We start from the raw sequence: 19,010 nt of genomic DNA on the forward strand, positions 1-19,010 counted from the left end.
CCTCGCACCAGGGCCCGCCCTCGCACAGCGCCCCCTCGCTCCGCCCGGCGCGCCGGCGCCGCCGCGAGCCCCGCGCCTCACACCGCCAGCGGCCGGTCGTCGGCCCGTACGGGCTCGGGCAGGTTCGTCGTGCCGGTCAGGTAGCGGTCGACGGCCGCCGCCGCGGCGCGGCCCTCGGCGATCGCCCACACGATCAGCGACTGGCCCCGGCCCGCGTCGCCCGCCGCGAAGACCCCGTCGACGCCGGTCGCGAAGCCGGGGTCGCGGGCGATGTTGCCGCGCGCGTCGAGCGCGAGACCGAGCTGGGCGACGAGGCCTCCGTGTTCGGGCCCCGAGAAGCCGATGGCGAGCAGGACGATGTCGGCGGGGAGCACCCGCTCGCTGTCCGACACCGGACGGCGGGTGCCCGGTTCCACCTCGACCACATGGAGTTCGCGCACATGCCCGCGTCCGTCGCCGGTGAAACGGACCGTCGAGGCGGCGAACAGCCGCGCGTCGGCGTCGGCCATGGGTGACACGCCCAGTTGCTCGGCCTCCTCGTGGGCCGGGGACGTGCGGTGGATCTTCGGGTACGTCGGCCAGGGCTGGCCCTCGGGCCGTTCCTCCCCAGGCTGCGGGTAGATGTCCAGCTGCACCACCGAGGCGGGGCGCTGGCGTACGACGGTGCCCAGGCAGTCCGCGGCCGTGTCCCCGCCGCCCACGATCACCACGTGCCTGCCCTCGGCGCTCACCGAGGGGGTGGACAGGTCCCCGGCCTGCACCCGGTTGCCCTCGGTCAGGTACTCCACGGCTTGGTGTATGCCCGCCAGCTCCCTTCCCGGTACGGGGAGTTCACGCGGGACGGTGGCCCCGACCGCTATCACCGTCGCGTCGTGGCGGTCACTCAGTTCCGCCGCGTCGAACTCGCCTCCGACATCCGCGCCGGTACGGAACCTCGTTCCCTCCGCCTCCATCTGCGCGAGCCTGCGGTCCAGGTGGCGCTTCTCCATCTTGAAGTCCGGTATGCCGTAACGGAGCAGCCCGCCGATCCGGTCGGCACGCTCGTAGACGACGACCGTGTGTCCGACCCGGGTGAGCTGCTGGGCTGCGGCGAGACCCGCGGGACCCGAGCCCACGACGGCGACGATCTTCCCCGAGAGCCGTTCCGGCGGCTGGGGCGGGGCGTAGCCGCGGGCCCAGATCTGGTCGGCGATGGCGACCTCGACGTTCTTGATGGTGACCGCGGGCTGGTTGATCGCCAGGACGCAGCCGGCCTCGCAGGGCGCCGGGCAGAGCCGTCCGGTGAACTCGGGGAAGTTGTTCGTGGCGTGCAGCCGCTCGGCGGCCCCGAGCCAGTCGCCCCGGTGGACCAGGTCGTTCCACTCCGGGATGAGATTGCCCAGCGGACAGGCGTCGTGACAGAAGGGGATGCCGCAGTCCATGCAGCGTCCCGCCTGCCCCTCGATGATCGGCAGCAGCGCGCCGGGCCGGTAGACCTCCTGCCAGTCCCGGACCCGCTCGGCGACCGGCCGGCGACGCCACTGCTGCTGGGGCGTGGTGAGGAATCCCTTGGGGTCGGCCATGTGCTCGTACCTTCGCCGCGCGGCGTTTTTCGGGGTTACCCAGCCACCATACGACCGCGGTGCCGGATACGCCGGGTGCGATTTCCCGGGCGGGGACAGGCGCCGGCCGATCTTGGTCAGCTCTTCGCGTCTTAGTCATGTTCACGTCCAACAATCGGCCCTACTCTGCTGCCTGTTTGCGACCCCCCACCTTGAGGCGGCACCAGATGCGCATGTCCCGTTCTGCCCCGGCTCTCCTCGCCCTGTCAGCAGTCGCCGCACTCGCGGCCCCCTCGGCGGCCGCCGCGCAGGAGGCTCCCTCCTACGGCTCGACCACCTCGGTCGGCGTCCACAACGCCTACGAGAAGTCGAAGTACACCTACTTCGCGGACGCCCTCGACTCCGGCGCGGCGCTCCTGGAACTCGACGTGTGGACCAACAACATCGGCAAGGGATGGCGGGTGTCCCACGAGAACCCGCTCGGCAGCGACAACAACTGCGAGAATGCCGCCTCCGCCGCCGAACTGCGCACCAAGTCCCGCAACCAGCCCCTGGACGGCTGCCTGGCCGACATGCGGGCCTGGCACGACGCGCACCCCGGACACCGGCCGATCCTCGTCAAGGTCGAGATGAAGGACGGCTTCCTCGACACCAAGGGCCGCGGCCCCGACGAGTTCGACGCGCTGCTGCGGGACAGGCTCGGCGACGCGCTGTTCCGGCCCGGCGACCTGCTCGGCGGGCACGCCACGCTCGACGCCGCGGTGCGGGCCGACGGCTGGCCGAGCCGGGACGCGCTCGCCGGCAAGTTCCTCTTCGAACTGATCCCCGGCACGGTCGAGGAGGCCAACCCCTTCGACACCTACTGGACCGACCGGGAGTACGCGACCCGGCTGCGCGACCTGGCCGCCGCCGGGCGGCTCGGCGAGGCCGCGGCCTTTCCCGCGGTACACGGGGCGGCGGCGGGCGATCCGCGGTCGGCCCGTTATTCCGACGCGAGCCTGCGCCCCTGGTTCGTGGTCTTCGACGGGGACGCCTCCGCCTACACGGGCGGCATCGACACCGCCTGGTACGACGGCAACCACTATCTGCTGATCATGACGAGCGCCCACAGCGTCTCGCCGGCCATCGACGGCACCAGTCCGACACAGGCCCAGGCGCTGGAGCGGGTCGCCCTGCTCGCCCGGTCCCACGGCAGCATCGTCACCTCCGACTGGTACCCGCTGCCCTCCGTGCTCGCCACCGTGCTGCCGCGGGGCTGAGCCCCCGCGGCCGCGGGTCCGGGGGGGCGCCCCCGGACCCGCGGCGCTCCCCCGCGGACTCCGGGCCGCCGCGCCGTGCGCCGCACACCTCTCGCACACGTGCTCGTTGCATTGGCCCACGTCAGTCACCCTGGGTAGCATGCGTGGCCCCGACGGAAGCCGGGGGCCGGCGCTCAGCAACTTCTCGCCGTTGGCATATGCCACGTGCACCACCGGATCGGGTGTTGCCAAATCCCTTACAGGGCGTCGCCGCCTGTGCAACAGTCATAACCGGTCCTTCCGTCAGACCTGGCCGCGCCGCGCCTGCATCGGAGAACGACATGCCCTCCCATCTCTCCGCGGACCGCTCGTCCGCGCCGCACCCCGAACGCGGGGTGTTCGACGCCCTCATCACGCAGACCCGCCGGCTGCGCGGCGAGGTCGACGCGGTGCGCCGGGACGCGGTGGAGGACGACGACCCGCAGGTGCGGTGGCAGCGCGCGCTGTGCGAACTGGCGGTCCACCAGCTCGACGATCTCCGGGCCCATCTGGGCCAGTTGCGCGCCGGACTGCCGCCCGAGCCGGCCGAGAACGGAATCCCGGCGCCCGCCGCGCCGCCCGAGGAGCACCGGGCCGGCCCGCTGAGCCGGGTGGGCAGCGCCGAGTGGGACCTGCTGACCGACGCGGTCCACTGGTCGGACGAGCTGTTCGAGATCTTCGACCGGGACCCGGCCAAGGGCGGGCTCACCCTGGACGAGCTCCCCTCCTACGTCTTCACCGACGACCAGCCGGTGCTGACCGCGATGGTCACCGCCTGCCTGGTGGACGGAAAACCCATCGACGGGGAGTTCCGCATCCTCTGCCCCGGCGGAGGCGTGCGCACCGTGCACATGATGGGCGAACCCGTGCTCGACGCCGACGGCGGCACCGCCTCCATGTGGGCGGTCCTGCGCGACGTCAGCGAACTGCGCCGGAGCCAGCGGGTGGAGCGTGAGACCCGTGACTCACTGCAACGCCAGCGGCACTTCGCGCAGACCGAGCACCGGCTCGCGGTCGAACTGCAGGAGGCCGTGCTGCCGCCGTGGCGCGGCCCCCTGCGGTTCCCGAACGGCGGCCCCGGCACGCTGGACATGGCCGCGCACTACCTGCCCTCCGCGACCAGTGCGCTGATCGGCGGCGACTGGTACGACGCACTGGAACTGCCCGGCGGCGACACCCTCATGACGGTCGGCGACCTCACCGGCCACGGGGTGACCGCGACCTCCGGCATGGCGATGCTGCTGGGCGCGCTGCGCGGCATGGCGGTGGCCGGCCTGGAGCCGGGACCGCTGATGGGCTGGCTGAACCGGTTGCTGGACGCCTCGGCACAGCCCGCGCTGGGCAGCGCGGTGTGCTGCCGCTACGACCCGCGCCGGCGCCTGCTGACATGGGCGCAGGCGGGACACCCCGCCCCGCTGCTGTTCCGCGACGGGACGGGGATCCCGCTGACGCCCCCGGAGGGCGTGCTGCTCGGTGCGACCTCGGGCGCTGTCTACGCCCAGGCCGAGGTGGAACTCCGGGCCGGTGATGTGTTGGTGCTGCACACCGACGGACTGTCCTCCCGCAGCGAGGAGTTGACGGGATCGGGCGGTTACGGGGAGGCGAGCGTCCGCAGGCTGCTGGCCCTCGGCCCGAGGTTCGCCCGGGCGCGCGGTGCGCAGGACTGCGTGCGGATCGTCGTGGAGGAGTTCGGCGACACGGAGCGCGAGGACGACGCCTGTGTGCTGGTCGCCGCGATCGGTCGCTGACGGACGGGTTCCCGCTCAGCGGCGTCGCTGAACAGAGGTTCCCCTGGGCATGGTTCCGGGGAGCTCGACGACCGGTCCATGGCCGGCATCGCGCGGCGCTGCCTGCCGTCCGAGAGGTCGTACGCGTTCCGAGTGCCGTACGTGCCGGGTGCGTACGGACGTCTACGCCCGGTTGCCCCGGATCCTGGGCCTGGTGCTGCTCTTCGGGAGCGCCAGCTGGATCTCCTCGCGCAGATCCTCGATCTTCGAGTATCCGGCGTACTGCCCGGTGAGCCGGTACATCTCACGCAGCCGGTCCCAGGTCCGGTGGGAGGAGGTCGTGCCGATGGTGAGCAGCGCCATCCTCGCGTAGCGGTCGGCCTGTTCGGGATCGTCCGCGATGAAGCAGGCGGAGGCCATCGAGAGATAGTCGAAGATCATCGACCTCTGCTGGGCCTCACCGCGCAGTTCGAGTGCCCGGTCGGCGTAGTGCTGCGCCTGCTTGGCGACCGTCGGATCGTGCTCCGCCAGCGTGCGGTACGCCAGCGCCTGCATGCCGAACAGATCCGCCTCTCCGAAGAACTGCATCCAGCTCGGCGGCGGTACGTCGCCCTTGTCGGAGGCGAACAGCTCCTCCGCCTTGCCGAGGGTGCGCCGCATGGCCTGGCCGCGGCCCATCGACGCCTGCGCCCACGCCTCGACCGTGTACAGCATGGCCCGGGTGCGGGGCAGCGTCTCGTCGCCCGAACCGGACTTGGCGAGTTTCATGAGGTCCAGCGCCTCGTCGGGCCGGCCCAGGTGGACCATCTGACGGGCGTACCGGGACAGCGCCTCGCCGGCGCGCGGGCGGTCCCCGCCCTCGCGTGCCGCGTGCGCGGCGATCACGAAGTACTTCTGGGCGGTGGGTTCGAGACCCACGTCGTGGGACATCCAGCCGGCGAGCACGGCCAGATTGGCCGCGACCCCCCACAGTCTGCGCTGGAGGTGCTCGGGGTGGCGGTAGGAGAGCATGCCGCCCACCTCGTTGAGCTGCCCCACGACCGCCTTGCGCTGCAGACCGCCGCCACGGGCGGCGTCCCAGGCCCGGAACACCTCCACGGAGCGCTCCAGTTCCTCGATCTCCTGCGACCCGACGGGTGCGGCCTCGTAGCGGTCGTAGCCGGCGGGATCCGCTTGCAGAAGGTCTTGGGGCCGGGGAGCGTCGGATGCGGGATCGGGGTCGTTTCGGAACCAGTCTTGCATGGAGCCGCTGAGTGCGGAGCCTGCGGCGAGCGCGGCACCCGCGCCCACCAGACCGCGTCGGTTGAGCATGAGGTCCATTCCCGTGAATTCGGTGAGGACCGCGGCCGTCAGACCGGGTGTCCAGGGCAGGGCGTCCACCTGGGTGGCGGCCCGTCCCTTTCCCGTACGCCCCTGACGCCCGAAACCGAGGTCCTCGATGGTCACTGCGCGACCGAGCCGCTCGGTGAACAGGGCCGCCAGCACCTTCGGCACGGGATCGCGCGGGGTCTCGCCCATGTCGATCCAACGCCGCACCCGCGAGGTGTCGGTGGCCAGTTGCGGGTAGCCCATGGCCGCCGCCTGCCGGTTCACCAGCCTTGCGAGTTCGCCCTTGGACCAGCCGGCGAGGCCGAAGAGGTCCGCGAGACGGGTGTTGGGTTCTCTGGTCACGTCAAGCCCCCAGGTTCTCGGCTGAGTTGACATTAACCGGCTGTCAGTTGCTGGGCGACTATTCGCCAGGGTTCGCCAGGGTGCGCCAGATGGTGTGCCACCCGCCATCGGGTGTCAGGTAGGAACGCGCCACCCCGCCCCGGCGGCCGGACGGCATTCCCCAGGGTGCTGCACGGCGGCCGGGACGGGGCCGGCACGCGAATACGTCGGAACACGAAGGGATCTGTATCTCCCATGTACACAGCATCGTCCTCCGTGTCCGCCCCGTCCCGGCCGCTGCGTCCCCGCTCCCCGGCCGTCCCGGGGACTCCGGGCAGCAGGAGCGGCGGCCCCTATCTCGACCCCCACCACGGTTCGGCCGCAGCGGCCGTCGCAGGCGGTCGGTCACGGCGGCTTCCGGGGCTCGGCACCCAACCGCTCAGCGGGAGAATCGACTTGTCCGGCCCTCAGGGCGCCCAGCTGCGCACCGCCATCGCGTCGGTGCACCGTATCTGTCCGGAGTTCAACCCGGTCCAGGTGCTGCGCCGCAGCGGCAGGTCCGTGCTGCTCGTGGGCACCACCGGCCGCGCCACCGCGGTCGCCAAGTGCTTACTGGACCACTCCCCCGCCTGGGCGGAGCGGTACCGGCACGAGATAGCGGCCTACCGGTCCTTCGTGCGGCACCGCCCGCCGGTGCGCACACCCCGGCTGATCGCCGCGGACCCGGAGAACTGCACCCTGGTGATCGAGCGGGTCGCAGGACGGGTCGCGGCGCTCCAGCGGCATCCGGCCGAGGCCCCGCCGCGCACCGATGTCCGGGCGGCGCTCGGGGCCGTCTGCCGGCTCAACCAGTGGCGGCCGCCCGCCGGGACCTTCGACGCTCCGCTCGACTACGCGTCGCGCATCTCCCGGTACCACGAACTGGGTCTGCTCACCGACCGGGACCTCGGTGACCTGCAGAAGCTGCTCCACGGGCTGGCGCACGCGGGAGGGCGCCAGGGCATGGGCCAGTTCTGCCACGGTGACGCGCTGCTCTCCAACATGCTGCTGACGCCCGCGGGTCCCGTGCTGCTCGACTGGGAACACGCGGGCTGGTACCTCCCGGGCTACGACCTCGCCACGCTGTGGACCGTGCTGGGCGACGCCCCGCTGGCACGCCGGCAGATCAGTCAGCTCGCGCAGGCATCGGGCCCCGCGGCCCGGGACTCCTTCCTGGTCAATCTGATGCTCGTCCTGACACGGGAGATCCGTACGTACGAGACCGCGGTGGCGCGCACGATGCGCGACTCGGCCCCGGCGGCTCCGGGCCAGGCCCAGCCCGGCGCTGCGCCGTCCGGCGAGGAGCAGCGGCTGCTGTTGCGGCGGCTGCACGACGACTGCGCGCTGGCCCGCCGGGCCGTGCGTGCCGCGGTCGGCACTCGCTGACGGGGAGCGGACGGCCCGTGGCCGCGCACCGTCCGGGGTGCGGCCACGGGCCTCCGTGCGTTGTGACCGCCGTACGGTACGGCCCCTCCTGCGGCACGAATCCACGGTGCGCGCGAGGGACGGTGTCCGCGTCACCGGGCACCGGGCGGCCGGCGGTCCGGTGTGGTCCAGTCCACTGACGCGGGCCAGGCCCGGGGCCTGCTGCCCCGAAACCTCCCCACCCGGCCTCTGACGTGCGAGTTCGGCACGGACCAGGGGTGATTGACGGATCGTCCGCGAGCCGATACCCCTAAGGGCACCCGAGCCCCGAAGGTCCGCGGAACACCGTCCGCCACACCCCATCCGTCTCGCAACGCCCGTCCGGAGGCCCCCTTTGCACAAGTCCCCACGAGAGTTCGGCCCGGCACGCGCCGTCGGCGTTCTCGCCTCCGCCGCCCTGCTGTTACCGCTCCTCGGTGCCGCCCCCGCCCCCGCCGCGCCGCAGTCACTCCAACAGGCCTTCGCCCGGGCCGCCGCCGAGTACGGCGTACCGGAGAGTGTGCTGCTGGGCGTGTCCTACCTGCAGTCCCGGTGGGACACGCACGGCGGCGCACCCAGCGTCGACGGCGGCTACGGGCCGATGCACCTCACCGACGCCAGGACCGCGCTCGCCCGGGACCCGCACCACAGCCACGGCGACGAGGACCCGCGGGGCGACGCCTCCCGAGCCGCCAAGGAGGCGATCGTCTCCGGCAGGGCGGAGCTCCCGGACCGCCTGCGGACCCTGGAGCGGGCCGCCGAGCTGAGCGGCATCCCCGCCGGGCGGCTGCGGGAGGAGCCGGCGGCCAATGTCCGCGGCGGTGCCGCGCTGCTCGCCGAGGCTCAGCGGGCGCTGGGGCAGGCACCGAGCCAGGACCCCGCCGACTGGTACGGGGCCGTCGCCCGCTACTCCGGCGCCGACGACACAGGGAGTGCCAAGAGGTACGCCGACGAGGTGTTCGCCGTCATCGAGGAAGGCGAACAGCGGACCACGGACCTCGGGCAGCGCGTGACACTGCGGGCCGAGCCCGTGCCCGCGCTCCGGACCGGCCGGCTGGGGCGGCTCGGGCTGCGCAGGACCGCGGCCGGCGCCACCGACTGTCCGCGGACCGTGACCTGCGAGTGGATCCCCGCCCCCTACGAGGAGTTCGGCGAGGGCGACTACGGCAACCACGACAAGGCGAACCGCCCGGAGAGCCAGAGCATCGACTACATCGTGGTCCACGACACCGAGGCGACCTGGGAGACCACGCTCCAACTCGTCCAGGACCCGGCCTATGTGTCCTGGCAGTACTCCCTGCGCTCATCGGACGGGCACATCGCACAGCACCTCGCGCTGAAGGACGTCGGCTGGCACGCGGGCAACTGGTACGTCAACGCCAAGTCGATCGGTCTGGAGCACGAGGGCTTCCTGGTGCGGCCCGACGCCTGGTACACGGAGGCGATGTACCGGACGTCGGCGCGGCTGGTGAGGCACCTCGCGACGAAGTACGGCATTCCGCTGGACCGGCAGCACATCCTCGGCCACGACAATGTCCCCGGTCCCGTCACCGCCAACATCGCGGGCATGCACACCGACCCCGGCCCGTACTGGGACTGGGCGCACTACTTCGCGCTGCTCGGCAAGCCGTTCGCACCGGCCGGGGGCGCCGGCTCGGAACTGGTGACCGTCCGCCCCGACTACGACACGCACCGGCCCGTGTACACCGGCTGCGAGACGGCGGGCGAGCCCTGTGCCGCGCACGGCTCGGGAGCGGTGCGGCTGCACACCGCGCCCTCCGCCGACGCGCCGCTGGTCAAGGACGCCGGGCTGCGTCCGGGCGGCGGCGACTCGACGACCGGGGTCAACGACACCGGGGCACGCGCCTCGACCGGCCAGACGTACGCGGTCGCGGACCGGGACGGCGACTGGACGGCGATCTGGTACCTCGGGCAGAAGGCCTGGTTCCACAACCCTGCGTCCGCCCCGGCGGCGGTACCCGCCAAGGGCCGGGTCGTGACGCCGAAGGCGGGCCTGGAGGAGGTACCGGTGTACGGGCGCGCGTATCCGGAGAGTTCGGCCTACCCCGCGGGGGTGCCGGTCCAGTCCGTCTCCCCGCTGCCGTACCGGCTACTGGCCGGGCAGTCGTACGCGACCGGCGGCAAGGTGCCGGGCGAGTACTACTTCGCCCCCACGTTCGACACCACGAACCACACGGTGGTGCGGGGCGGGGAGGAGTATTACCTCATCCAGTTCGGGCACCGCGTCGCCTACGTGAAGGCGTCCGACGTGACCGTGCGGAGCGCCGCGCGGTAGCCGCGTGCCGGCGACGGCGGGCCCGTAAGTGGGCGGGCCCGCCGTCGCCGCGGGGCCGCGGCGACGGGCCGCCCGCGCGGTGGTTCAGCCCTGGCGGAACAGCTCCGCGGGCAGCGGCTTCAGCAGCGCGTACAGGTCGTCGGTGATGGGCCGGTCCCAGCTGGCGATGGTGACCAGCACCTTGTCGCTGCGGTCGAACTGGACGCAGGAGATGCGGCTCTCCGAGAGCTTGACGCGGCGCACGATCAGCAGGTTGTCGCCCTGCATGACGGGCATGTCCTCGGTACCCGTCACCTCGACCGGCTCGTCGTTGCCCAGGGCGAGCAGCAGCTGCGCCACCTCGAAGGGAACCTCGCCCTCCTCCGTCTCCCGGGCCGGCGAGCCCTCGGGCAGGTTGCCGATGATCATGGCAGGCCCACGGCCGCCGAACAGGTCGTAACGCAGGAAGACACCCTGGCAGCTGCCGTCGGGGGCGGGCAGCAGACCGGCACCCAGGTTGCCGGGCCAGTCGCCCGGGTCCATGGCCAGGACGTCGAAGTCCGGGCCGGTGGGGGTCGCGCTGCGGCGGCGGAGGAAGGACATGCCGCAATGGTACGTGCACACGGGCGCGGGGAGGTGCCGGGGCGAGCCACGGCACCTCAGCCGGTGCCCTCCCCGGCCGGCCGCTCGCCCAGGGCCGCGCGCAGCCCTTCCGGCTCGGTGCCGAGCTTGCGGTAGACGGCGGAGAGCAGCGCGGTGACGGCGCTCTTGTCGGCGCCGAGCCGTTCGGCGATCCCGGCCGTGGAGGCACCGCCGGCGGCGAGTACGGCGGCGGCGTGTTCCTGGACCGTGAGGGTGCCGGTCTCGCTCGTGGCACGCAGCTCGCGGGGCCGCAGGCCTGCGGCGGTCAGCCGGTCGCGGGCCTCCTCGGCGAGTCCGTCCGCGCCGCACTCGACGGCGGCCGCCAGGCCGCGGTAGAGGTGCCCGGCGGCTTCCGCGGTGCGTCCGGTGCCCATCAGTTCCCGGCCGAGCGCGACCTGGGCCAGGGCGAGCTCGTATCCCGCGGGCGAGCACTCGAGGTGCCGTACGGCCTCGTCGAGCAGTTTCTCGCGCTCCGGCCCCGGGGCGACCTCGGCCGCGACGCGCAGCGCCTGGCCGACGGCGGAGGGGGTGCCGAAGCCGCGGGCGCGGCGGACGGCCTCCTCGGCGGTGGCCCGGGCCCGCTCGGGTGACGTGTGGGACTGGGCGAGGGCGAGCCCGAGCTGCCAGGGGCACCAGGCGGGGTTGCGGATGCCGCGCGGTTCGAGCCTGCGCCCCGCCGCCGTGAGCTGCCGGGCCGCCTCCACGGGCCGGCCCGTGGCCAGCAGCAGTTCCGCGTAGACGGTCTGCGCGTCGGGGAAGACCACGGCGGCCGGGAAGGGCTCGCGGAAGTCGTGCCGCTCGGCGAGCTCGGCGGCCTCGTCGGGGCGGCCCCTGGCGAGCAGGACCTCGACGAGGACGGCGACGGCGTACCACATGGCGGGGGTGCCGGGGCCGACGCGTCCGGCGAGCCGCAGCCCGGCGCGTGCCAGTTCCTCGGCCTCGGCCAGCCGGCCGCGGCGGTGGCGGATGTACCCGAGCAGGGTGCAGCCGAAGGACAGATGACCGCCGCGCCAGCCCTGCCGCTCGAACTCGGCGATGCCCGCGGCGAACAGCTGCTCCGCGCGGCCCGGCCGGTCGGCGTAGAGGAAGGTGAGGGCGACGAGCGCGGGCACCTCGAAGCCCCGGTTGTCGTCCGCCCAGCTGAGCGTGTCATCGCCGGCGAGGGCGCGTTCGGCGTGGTGGAGGGCGATGGCGGCGCCCTCGCCGCGCAGTGTGGCGTCCCAGGCGCGCAGTCCGATGATGTACCGCTCGGTGAGGTCGCGGCCGGTGAGCCGGTCGGCGAGCCGGGCCAGGCGGCGGGACCGGGCGGGCGAGTCCGGTTCGTCGGCGCGGAAGGCGTCCCACATGAACTGCTCGGACTGCATGCGCAGCCGGGTGCGGGCGTCGGTGGCGGACCTGATCTCGCGGGCCAGGGTGGCGGAGGCCTCGGCGAGGCGGTCGGAGTGGGCGAGGACCTGGGAGAGCCGGTAGACGATGTTGTTGCGCAGCTCGCGGTCGAGGACGGGTTCGGCGAGGGCGGCCCGCAGGTGGTTGACGGTGGTGGCGGGCTCGGTGAGCAGGGAGGCCCGGCCGAGTTCGTACAGGACGGCGGCCCGGTCCTCGAACGGCGGGGGTTCGCTCAGGGCGCGCCCGAGGTGGCGGCGTGCGGCGTCCGGGGCGCCGGCGAGCAGGTTCTCGGAGGCGGCGGCGCGCAGCTGGCGGACGACCCAGGGGTCGCCCTCGGGGTGGGTCTCCAGGAGGTGGCGGGCGGCGGCGGAGGGTCCGAGCCCGGCGTCGACGACCGCCCAGGCGGCCTGGCCGTGCAGGGCGACGCGCAGCGCGTCGGGGATGGCGCGGTAGACGGCGGTGGCGATCAGCGGGTGGACGAACTCCAGGGTGTCCACGCCCTTGAGGATGCGGGCGTCGCGCAGCCGGCCGGCGCAGTCGGCCGCTTCCTCCGTGCCCAGTCCGGCGACGCTCGCGGCGAGTGCCGGGGAGGTCTCGGTGCCGAGGACGGCGCAGGCCCAGGCGAGCCGCACCGTGGACGGGCCCAGCCGCTGGATGCGGGCGATCAGCCCGCTGCCCTTGACGGCGGAGGCGAGGTCGCGCAGCAGGTGGGTGCTGGTGCCGTCGGGGCGCAGTCCGCGGTCGCGTACCTTCTCGGTGAGTTCCACCGCCTCGAAGGGGTTTCCCGCGGTGACGGCCCAGCATTCGCGGCAGAAGGATTCGTCGGCGTGCGGGCCGACCGATTCGCGGACGAGGCGGCCGATCGCGCCGGCGCTCAGCGGTTCCAGGCCGAGGGGACGGTGCCCGGCCCTGCCGGGCAGCTCGCGGAACGCGTCCGCGCCTTCGGGGAGTTCGTCGGGGCGGTAGGCCACGACGATCAGCAGCGGGAGTTCCTCGGCGCGGGGTGCGAAGGCGGTCAGCCAGCTCAGCGACTCGGCGTCGGCCCAGTGGGCGTCGTCGAGGACCAGCACCACGGGGGCGCGGCGCACGACGAGCTGGGTGAGCACCCAGTCCAGTCCGTCGCGCAGGCCCTGCGGGTCGGGCGGGGCGCCCTGTTCGGCGGCGCACAGCCCGAGGGCGGGGCCGACGATGGCGTACCAGCCGCCGAGCCAGGAGCGCAGTTCCGTCTCGGAGCAGCCCGCGAGGCGCGGCTGGAGGAGCTGCCTGGCCACGTGGAAGGCGACCCTCTGCTCCTGGTCGCCGCCGCGTGCGAACAGCACCGTGCAGCCGCGGGCGGCGGCGCGGCGCCGGGTCTCGGCGAGCAGTGACGTCTTGCCGAGTCCCGCGGAGCCGGCGACCGCGAGCACGGCGCCGTGCGGGCCGTCCCGGCCGGGCGCGCCGGGGGCCGGGCGGCCGTCCGCGGCGCGGGGCCCGCCGGGCGGGCCGCCCAGGCCGGTGAGCGCGGCCAGGACCTCGTCCACGACGGCGAGTTCGGCCTCGCGTTCCAGCAGGTGGCGCCGTGTGCGCGCCGTTCTTGGTGTCATGTGGTGCCCCCCAGATCCGGCACGGCGCATCGGGGGTGGGCCGCTTCCGGAGGCACCACAGCGTACGTCCGTGAGCGCACAGGGTGACTCTCATCGGGGGGATTTGGTCGAACATCCGGCGGAATCCGCGCCGTGATGGTAGGGGGCGCGCTCGTGGTGCCGGGCGGCACACCCGGTCCCGTCAGCCCGGCGCCGTTCAGGCCGGCGCCGTTCAGGCCGGCGCCGTTCAGGCCGGCGCCGTTCAGGCCGGCGCCGTTCAGGCCGGCGCCGTTCAGGCCGGTCCGGCGGACCTGTCCGACAGGGTCCGGAGGAGGGCGACGGCCTCCTCCGCGCGCTCGTACGGTACGAAGAGGTGGTCGTGGTGGTACCCGGCGACCACGTTGCAGCTCAGGCCGGCGGCCGCGAGTTCCCGGGCGACGGCGGCGGTCAGTCCCACGGCGTCCAGGGCGGAGTGCACGCGCAGTGTGATCCACCCGGCGACGTAGGCGTACGGCAGTCCGGCAGCGTCGGCCTCCTCACGGCGCAGCACGAGGGTCGTGCCCTCCTGCTCGGCGACGGTCACGACGGGGGCGACACCGTCCGGGACGCCGCCGGTGACGGTGGTGAAGACAAAGCGGCCGGAGTGCAGCTCGGGCCGCATACCGCTCAGCAGTTTCCCGAGATCGCGCTCGCCGGTCATGGCGTCACTCTAGTGCCGCGTCAGCCAAGGTTCGCCCCGTCGCGACGACCTGCACGGCACCTCGCTGCGTTGGCCGAAAGCCCGAGTAGGCCCACTACGAGGGCTTCCAGCCGCCTTGCGATGCACCGCACCGGACGCCGCTCCTCAGCGGGCAAACCCTGACTGACGCGGCACTAGGTGTTCTGTCCCGGGAGGTTGTGGACGGGTGAGGCAGGTCTCGGCTGAGGGATCTTGAACAGGTGAGGGCCTTCCGGTTCGGTGTGGATTGCGACGTCTACACCAACAGAAAGGCCCTCGTGCCCCACCGTAATGCACCCCTGACCGAGACCGGACGCCTTCGTCTGGCCCGCTGCGTGGTCGAGGACGGCTGGCCGCTGTGCCGGGCTGCCGAACGCTTCCAGGTCTCGCCGACGACAGCCAAGCGGTGGGCCGACCGCTACCGGCGACTCGGCGAGGCCGGGATGTGCGACCGCTCCTCCCGCCCGCACGCCAGCCCACGCCGCACCCCCACCCGCACCGAACGCCGGATCGTCAAGGTCCGACTCCTGCGCCGCTGGGGCCCGGCCCGCATCGCGCACCTGCTGCGGCTGGCGCCCTCGACCGTGCACCGCGTGCTGACCCGATTCGGCCTGGCCCGCCTGACCCACCTCGACCGGGCCACCGGCCGCGTCATACGCCGCTACGAACGGCAAAAGCCCGGCGAACTGGTGCACGTCGACATCAAGAAGCTCGGCAACATCCCCGACGGCGGCGGCCACAAGGTCCTCGGCCGGGCCGCAGGCCGCAAGACCCGATCCGGCGCCGGCTACAGCTACCTGCACACCGCCGTCGACGACCACTCCCGCCTGGCCTACAGCGAAATCCTCACCGACGAGAAGAAGGAGACCGCCACGGGCTTCTGGCAGCGGGCCCACGCCTTCTTCACCGAGTACGGGATCACGGTCGAGCGGGTGCTGACCGACAACGGATCCTGCTACCGCTCACGCGACTGGCGCGATCTGCTGGCAGCAGCCGGGATCACCCACAAGCGCACCCGGCCCTACCGGCCGCAGACCAACGGCAAGGTCGAACGCTTCAACCGCACCCTGCTGGACGAGTGGGCCTACGCACGCCCCTACCGCACGGAGACCGAACGACGCGACGCGTTCCCCAACTGGCTGCACACCTACAATCACCACCGCGGACACACCGCGCTGAAAGGCCAACCACCCGCCAGCCGCGTCCCCAACCTCTCAGGGCAATACAACTAGGCGCTCCCGGGGAACGGGCTCCGGCCGCCCGCAGGGCGGGTCCAGACCTGATGCCCCGTCAGTGGCGCCGTGCCGCACGGCGGGAGCGCGCCGCACGCGCGCGGACCGGGTGAGAGCGGGACGACCCGCCGGGGCGCGTGCGCGGCGGCCGGAGGTGGGTGAGGCGTTCCGGCCGGGGCCCGGCCGACGGGGGCGCCGCTGCCGGCGTCGCGCATCAGGTGAGGTCGAACTCCCCTTCGCGCGCGCCCAGTACGAAGGCCCGCCATTCGGCGGGGCTGAAGATCAGGGAGGGGCCTGCCGGATTGCCGCCGTGGCGCATGGCGATGAACCCTTCGACAAAGGCGATCTGGACGTCGCCCGCTCCCTGACTGCTGGACTGCCAGTCGGCCCCGGTGAGATCGAGCTGGGGCTTGTTCCATCCGGAAACCAGCGGCTGCTCGGTGGTGCGCTCGGCCACGTGCTTGCTCCTCCCGCTTCGTCGTCCGTGGCCAGCCTAGCGATCGCCGCAGTCCCCGGACAGGCCGCGGAAACGGTCCGGCGTACGCCGTGCTCAGCCGTCCGGCGGGCGGTCGCCGACCAGCCACATCGAGAAGAACTGCGAGCCGCCGCCGTACGCGTGCCCGAGGGCCATGCGCGCTCCCCCGACCTGGTGCTCGCCGGCCCGGCCGCGTACCTGAAGTGCCGCCTCCGCGAAGCGGATCATGCCCGAGGCGCCGATCGGGTTGGTGGACAGCACGCCGCCCGACGGGTTGACGGGCAGGTCGCCGTCCAGTTCGGTGACGCCGGACTCGGTGAGCTTCCAGCCCTCTCCCTCGGCGGCGAACCCGAGGTTCTCCAGCCACATCGGCTCGTACCAGCTGAACGGCACGTACATCTCCACGACGTCGATCTCCCGGCGCGGGTCGGTGACGCCGGCCTGCCGGTAGACGTCGGCGGCGCAGTCCCGGCCGGCCCTCGGGGAGACGAAGTCCTTGCCCGCGAACATGGTGGGCTCGCTGCGCATCGCACCGCCGTGCACCCAGGCCGGCGGGTACGGGGCGCGGGCGGCGCCCGCGCGTCCGGTGAGGACCATCGCGCAGGCCCCGTCGGAGGACGGGCAGGTCTCGGAGTAGCGGATGGGGTCCCACAGCATCGGGGACGACCGCACCTTCTCCAGTGTGATGCCGTGCTCGTGGAGGTGCGCGTACGGGTTCTTCAGCGCGTTGCGGCGGTCCTTGTACGCGACGAGGGAGCCGATGGAGTCGGGGGCGCCGGTGCGCCGCATGTACGCGCGGACGTGCGGGGCGAAGAAGCCGCCCGCCCCGGCGAGCAGCGGCTGCTGGAAGGGGACCGGCAGCGACAGGCCCCACATGGCGTTGGATTCGGACTGCTTCTCGAAGGCGAGGGTGAGGACGGTGGAGTGGACGCGGGCGGCGACCAGGCTGGCCGCGACGAGCGTGGTCGATCCGCCGACGGACCCGGCCGTGTGGACCCTCATGACGGGTTTGCCGACCGCGCCGAGCGCGTCGGCGAGATAGAGCTCGGGCATCATCAGGCCCTCGAAGAAGTCGGGAGCCTTGCCGATGACCACGGCGTCGATGTCCGCCCAGCCGAGTTCCGCGTCCTCCAGGGCGCGAAGTGCGGCCTCCCGGACCAGGCCGGCGAGGGAGACGTCCCGGCGGGCGGCGACGTGTTTGGTCTGGCCGATGCCGACGACGGCGACGGGTTCCTTGCTCACGGCCGGTCCCCTCCTTCGGGTCGTACTTCTCCCTCGGGTCGTACTTCTCCTTCGGGTCGTACTTCTCCTTCGGGTCGTTCTTCTCCTTCGAGCACGGCGACCAGGTTCTGCTGCAGGCACGGGCCGGAGGTGGCGTGGGCGAGTGCCCGGTCCGACTCGCCGCGCGAGATCCGGGCGGCGGCCTCGCCGAGGCGGATCAGTCCGGCGGCCATCACGGGGTTGGCGGCCAGTGCCCCGCCCGACGGGTTGACACATACGTCCTCGCCGAGCCGGAGGGCCTTGCGGAGTATCACCTCCTGGGAGGTGAAGGGCGCGTGCAACTCGGCTGTGTCGACCGGCCGTTCGAAAGCCCCGGCCTTGCCGGCGGCCAGCCGCGCGGAGGGCGAGTCGGTGAGGTCGCGCACGCCGGGCGAGTGGGCCTCTATACGGTGGTCCATGCCCCGTATCCACGCCGGGCGGGCGCACAGGCGGCGCGCGGTGTCGCCCGCTGCGAGCACCACGGCCGCGGCGCCGTCGCCGATGGGCGGGCAGTCCCCGGTGCGCAGCGGCCGTACCAGGTAGTCGCCCGAGGGCACGGGGCCGCGCAGCTGGGCGTGCGGGTTGGTCCCGGCAGCGGTGCGGCTCCGGACGGCGATGCCCGCGAGTTCGCGTTCGTCGGTCGCGCCCGCGTCGATGAGGGCCTGGGCCTGAAGGGCGGCCAGGGAGACGGAGTCCGGCCAGAGCGGGCCGAGGTAGTAGGGGTCGAGCTGACGGGTCAGGACGTCGCGCAGGCTGCCGGGCGAGGACTTGCCGTAGGCGTAGACGAGCGCGGTGTCGCACTCGCCGGTGAGGAGCTTGACCCAAGCCTCGTACAGGGCCCAGGCGCCGTCCATCTCGACGTGGGACTCGGTGATGGGCGGCCATGCGCCGACGCCGTCGAGGGCCATGGTGAAGGAGAAAGCGCGGCCCGCGAGGTAGTCGCTCGACCCGGAGCAGGTGAAGCCGATCTCACCGGCCCTGAGACCGACCTGGGCGAGCACGTCGTGCAGGACGGGCATCAGCAGCTCGACCTCGGAGAGTTCGTCGGTGTCCCGCCGGTGGTCGCTCTGCGCGAAGGCGACGATCGCCACGTCCCGGGCGGCGGTGCGGGCGGTCACAGCAGCTCCTTGTACCGGTCGTAGTCGGCGTCGGGTTCGCCGGTGGGCCGGTAGTGGTCGGGGTGGCGGCCCCCGCCGGTCCACACGGCCTCGACGCGCAGGCCCATGCGCACCTGGTCGTAGGGAATGCCGGAGATCCGTCCGTGCAGGGCGAGGTCGGCGCCGTCGAGGGCGATGTGCGCGTAGACGTACGGCACTTCGATGTCCAGGTTCTTCGCCTTGATGTTGACGATGCAGAAGGTGGTGACGGTGCCGCGGGGTCCGACCTCGACCTGCTCGGCCGTGGCGACGCCGCAGGTGGGGCAGGCACCCCTGGGCGGGACGTAGACCTTGCGGCAGGAGGGGCAGCGTTCGCCGAGGATCCTGCGGTCGGCGAGGGCGTGGAGGTAGCGGCCGGCGGCGCGGCCGGGGCTGTGGACGTAGTCGAGCCGGGCCGGGGCGACGATGCCGGTGACGGGGGCGCCCGCGAACGCGCCGCCGTGCGGCCGCGCCGTGGCCGGCGGGGACGGGTCCGCGGGGCTCGCGCCGTCGTCGTTCCCGTGCGGTTCGAAGCAGGCGATGTCGGTGATGGCGCCCGTGCGTTCGGCGGCCCAGCGGATCCGTACCCGCGTCCCGGTGCGGACGGCTTCGGGGCCGGGAGCGTCGAGGGCGTGCAGCAGTGCGGTGTCGGCGCCGTCCAGCCGCACCAGGACCCATGCGAAGGG

The 19,010-nt window shown here is 73.2% G+C and carries 14 protein-coding genes; 5 read left to right on the plus strand and 9 right to left on the minus strand.

Annotated features, from left to right (window positions below; genetic code table 11):
* Positions 1–77 precede the first annotated feature (77 nt).
* On the minus strand, positions 78–1,562 hold the full coding sequence (locus GUY61_RS17920; protein ID WP_166631190.1) for a glutamate synthase subunit beta: 1,485 nt from the start codon (positions 1,560–1,562) through the stop codon (positions 78–80).
* Between the two features lie 212 nt (positions 1,563–1,774).
* Here GUY61_RS17920 and GUY61_RS17925 point away from each other — a divergent pair, with 212 nt between their 5' ends.
* Together GUY61_RS17925 and GUY61_RS17930 are read left to right on the plus strand one after the other, a co-directional pair.
* Positions 1,775–2,800 carry a phosphatidylinositol-specific phospholipase C domain-containing protein gene (locus tag GUY61_RS17925; RefSeq protein ID WP_166631191.1) on the plus strand — a complete coding sequence of 342 codons (1,026 nt, stop codon included), beginning with the start codon at positions 1,775–1,777 and terminating at the stop codon, positions 2,798–2,800.
* A gap of 320 nt (positions 2,801–3,120) precedes the next feature.
* Positions 3,121–4,566: a PP2C family protein-serine/threonine phosphatase gene (locus GUY61_RS17930; RefSeq protein ID WP_166631192.1), complete on the plus strand. Its 1,446-nt coding sequence runs from the start codon at positions 3,121–3,123 to the stop codon at positions 4,564–4,566.
* Positions 4,567–4,728: 162 nt separating this feature from the next.
* Here GUY61_RS17930 and GUY61_RS17935 read toward each other — a convergent pair whose 3' ends face one another.
* Positions 4,729–6,216 carry a hypothetical protein gene (locus GUY61_RS17935; protein WP_166631193.1) on the minus strand — a complete coding sequence of 496 codons (1,488 nt, stop codon included), beginning with the start codon at positions 6,214–6,216 and terminating at the stop codon, positions 4,729–4,731.
* 234 nt (positions 6,217–6,450) lie between these two features.
* On the opposite strand from GUY61_RS17935, the gene GUY61_RS17940 reads away from it, so the two are divergent.
* The gene (locus tag GUY61_RS17940) at positions 6,451–7,620 is read left to right on the plus strand and encodes an aminoglycoside phosphotransferase family protein (RefSeq protein ID WP_166631194.1); all 1,170 of its coding nucleotides are present in this window, start codon (positions 6,451–6,453) and stop codon (positions 7,618–7,620) included.
* 373 nt (positions 7,621–7,993) lie between these two features.
* Positions 7,994–9,934 carry an N-acetylmuramoyl-L-alanine amidase gene (locus tag GUY61_RS17945; protein ID WP_166631195.1) on the plus strand — a complete coding sequence of 647 codons (1,941 nt, stop codon included), beginning with the start codon at positions 7,994–7,996 and terminating at the stop codon, positions 9,932–9,934.
* Between the two features lie 84 nt (positions 9,935–10,018).
* Here GUY61_RS17945 and GUY61_RS17950 read toward each other — a convergent pair whose 3' ends face one another.
* The 3 genes from GUY61_RS17950 to GUY61_RS17960 form a co-directional block, all read right to left on the minus strand.
* Positions 10,019–10,516 carry a hypothetical protein gene (locus tag GUY61_RS17950; protein ID WP_166631196.1) on the minus strand — a complete coding sequence of 166 codons (498 nt, stop codon included), beginning with the start codon at positions 10,514–10,516 and terminating at the stop codon, positions 10,019–10,021.
* A gap of 56 nt (positions 10,517–10,572) precedes the next feature.
* Positions 10,573–13,524 (minus strand): AAA family ATPase, encoded by a 2,952-nt coding sequence (locus GUY61_RS17955; protein ID WP_166631197.1) that lies wholly within the window; start codon positions 13,522–13,524, stop codon positions 10,573–10,575.
* Positions 13,525–13,795: 271 nt separating this feature from the next.
* The gene (locus GUY61_RS17960) at positions 13,796–14,203 is read right to left on the minus strand and encodes an ACT domain-containing protein (RefSeq protein WP_166631198.1); all 408 of its coding nucleotides are present in this window, start codon (positions 14,201–14,203) and stop codon (positions 13,796–13,798) included.
* A 296-nt stretch (positions 14,204–14,499) separates the two neighbouring features.
* On the opposite strand from GUY61_RS17960, the gene GUY61_RS17965 reads away from it, so the two are divergent.
* Entirely contained in the window at positions 14,500–15,453 is a 954-nt protein-coding gene (locus GUY61_RS17965) for an IS481 family transposase (RefSeq protein WP_166631199.1), read from the plus strand.
* Between the two features lie 214 nt (positions 15,454–15,667).
* Here GUY61_RS17965 and GUY61_RS17970 read toward each other — a convergent pair whose 3' ends face one another.
* The 4 genes from GUY61_RS17970 to GUY61_RS17985 all read right to left on the minus strand — a co-directional run.
* Positions 15,668–15,910, minus strand: a complete 243-nt coding sequence (locus tag GUY61_RS17970) for a DUF397 domain-containing protein (RefSeq protein ID WP_166631200.1) — start codon at positions 15,908–15,910, stop codon at positions 15,668–15,670.
* A gap of 93 nt (positions 15,911–16,003) precedes the next feature.
* Positions 16,004–17,170 carry a thiolase domain-containing protein gene (locus GUY61_RS17975; RefSeq protein WP_166631201.1) on the minus strand — a complete coding sequence of 389 codons (1,167 nt, stop codon included), beginning with the start codon at positions 17,168–17,170 and terminating at the stop codon, positions 16,004–16,006.
* Positions 17,167–18,306: a thiolase domain-containing protein gene (locus tag GUY61_RS17980; protein ID WP_166631202.1), complete on the minus strand. Its 1,140-nt coding sequence runs from the start codon at positions 18,304–18,306 to the stop codon at positions 17,167–17,169. Before GUY61_RS17980 ends, GUY61_RS17975 begins: the two co-directional genes overlap by 4 nt.
* On the minus strand, positions 18,303–19,010 hold a 708-nt coding region (locus GUY61_RS17985), incomplete at its 5' end, for an OB-fold domain-containing protein (RefSeq protein ID WP_166631203.1). The genes GUY61_RS17980 and GUY61_RS17985, both read right to left, overlap by 4 nt.

Origin of the sequence: Streptomyces sp. GC420 (genome assembly GCF_009916105.1) — a bacterium.
Classification (GTDB): domain Bacteria; phylum Actinomycetota; class Actinomycetes; order Streptomycetales; family Streptomycetaceae; genus Streptomyces.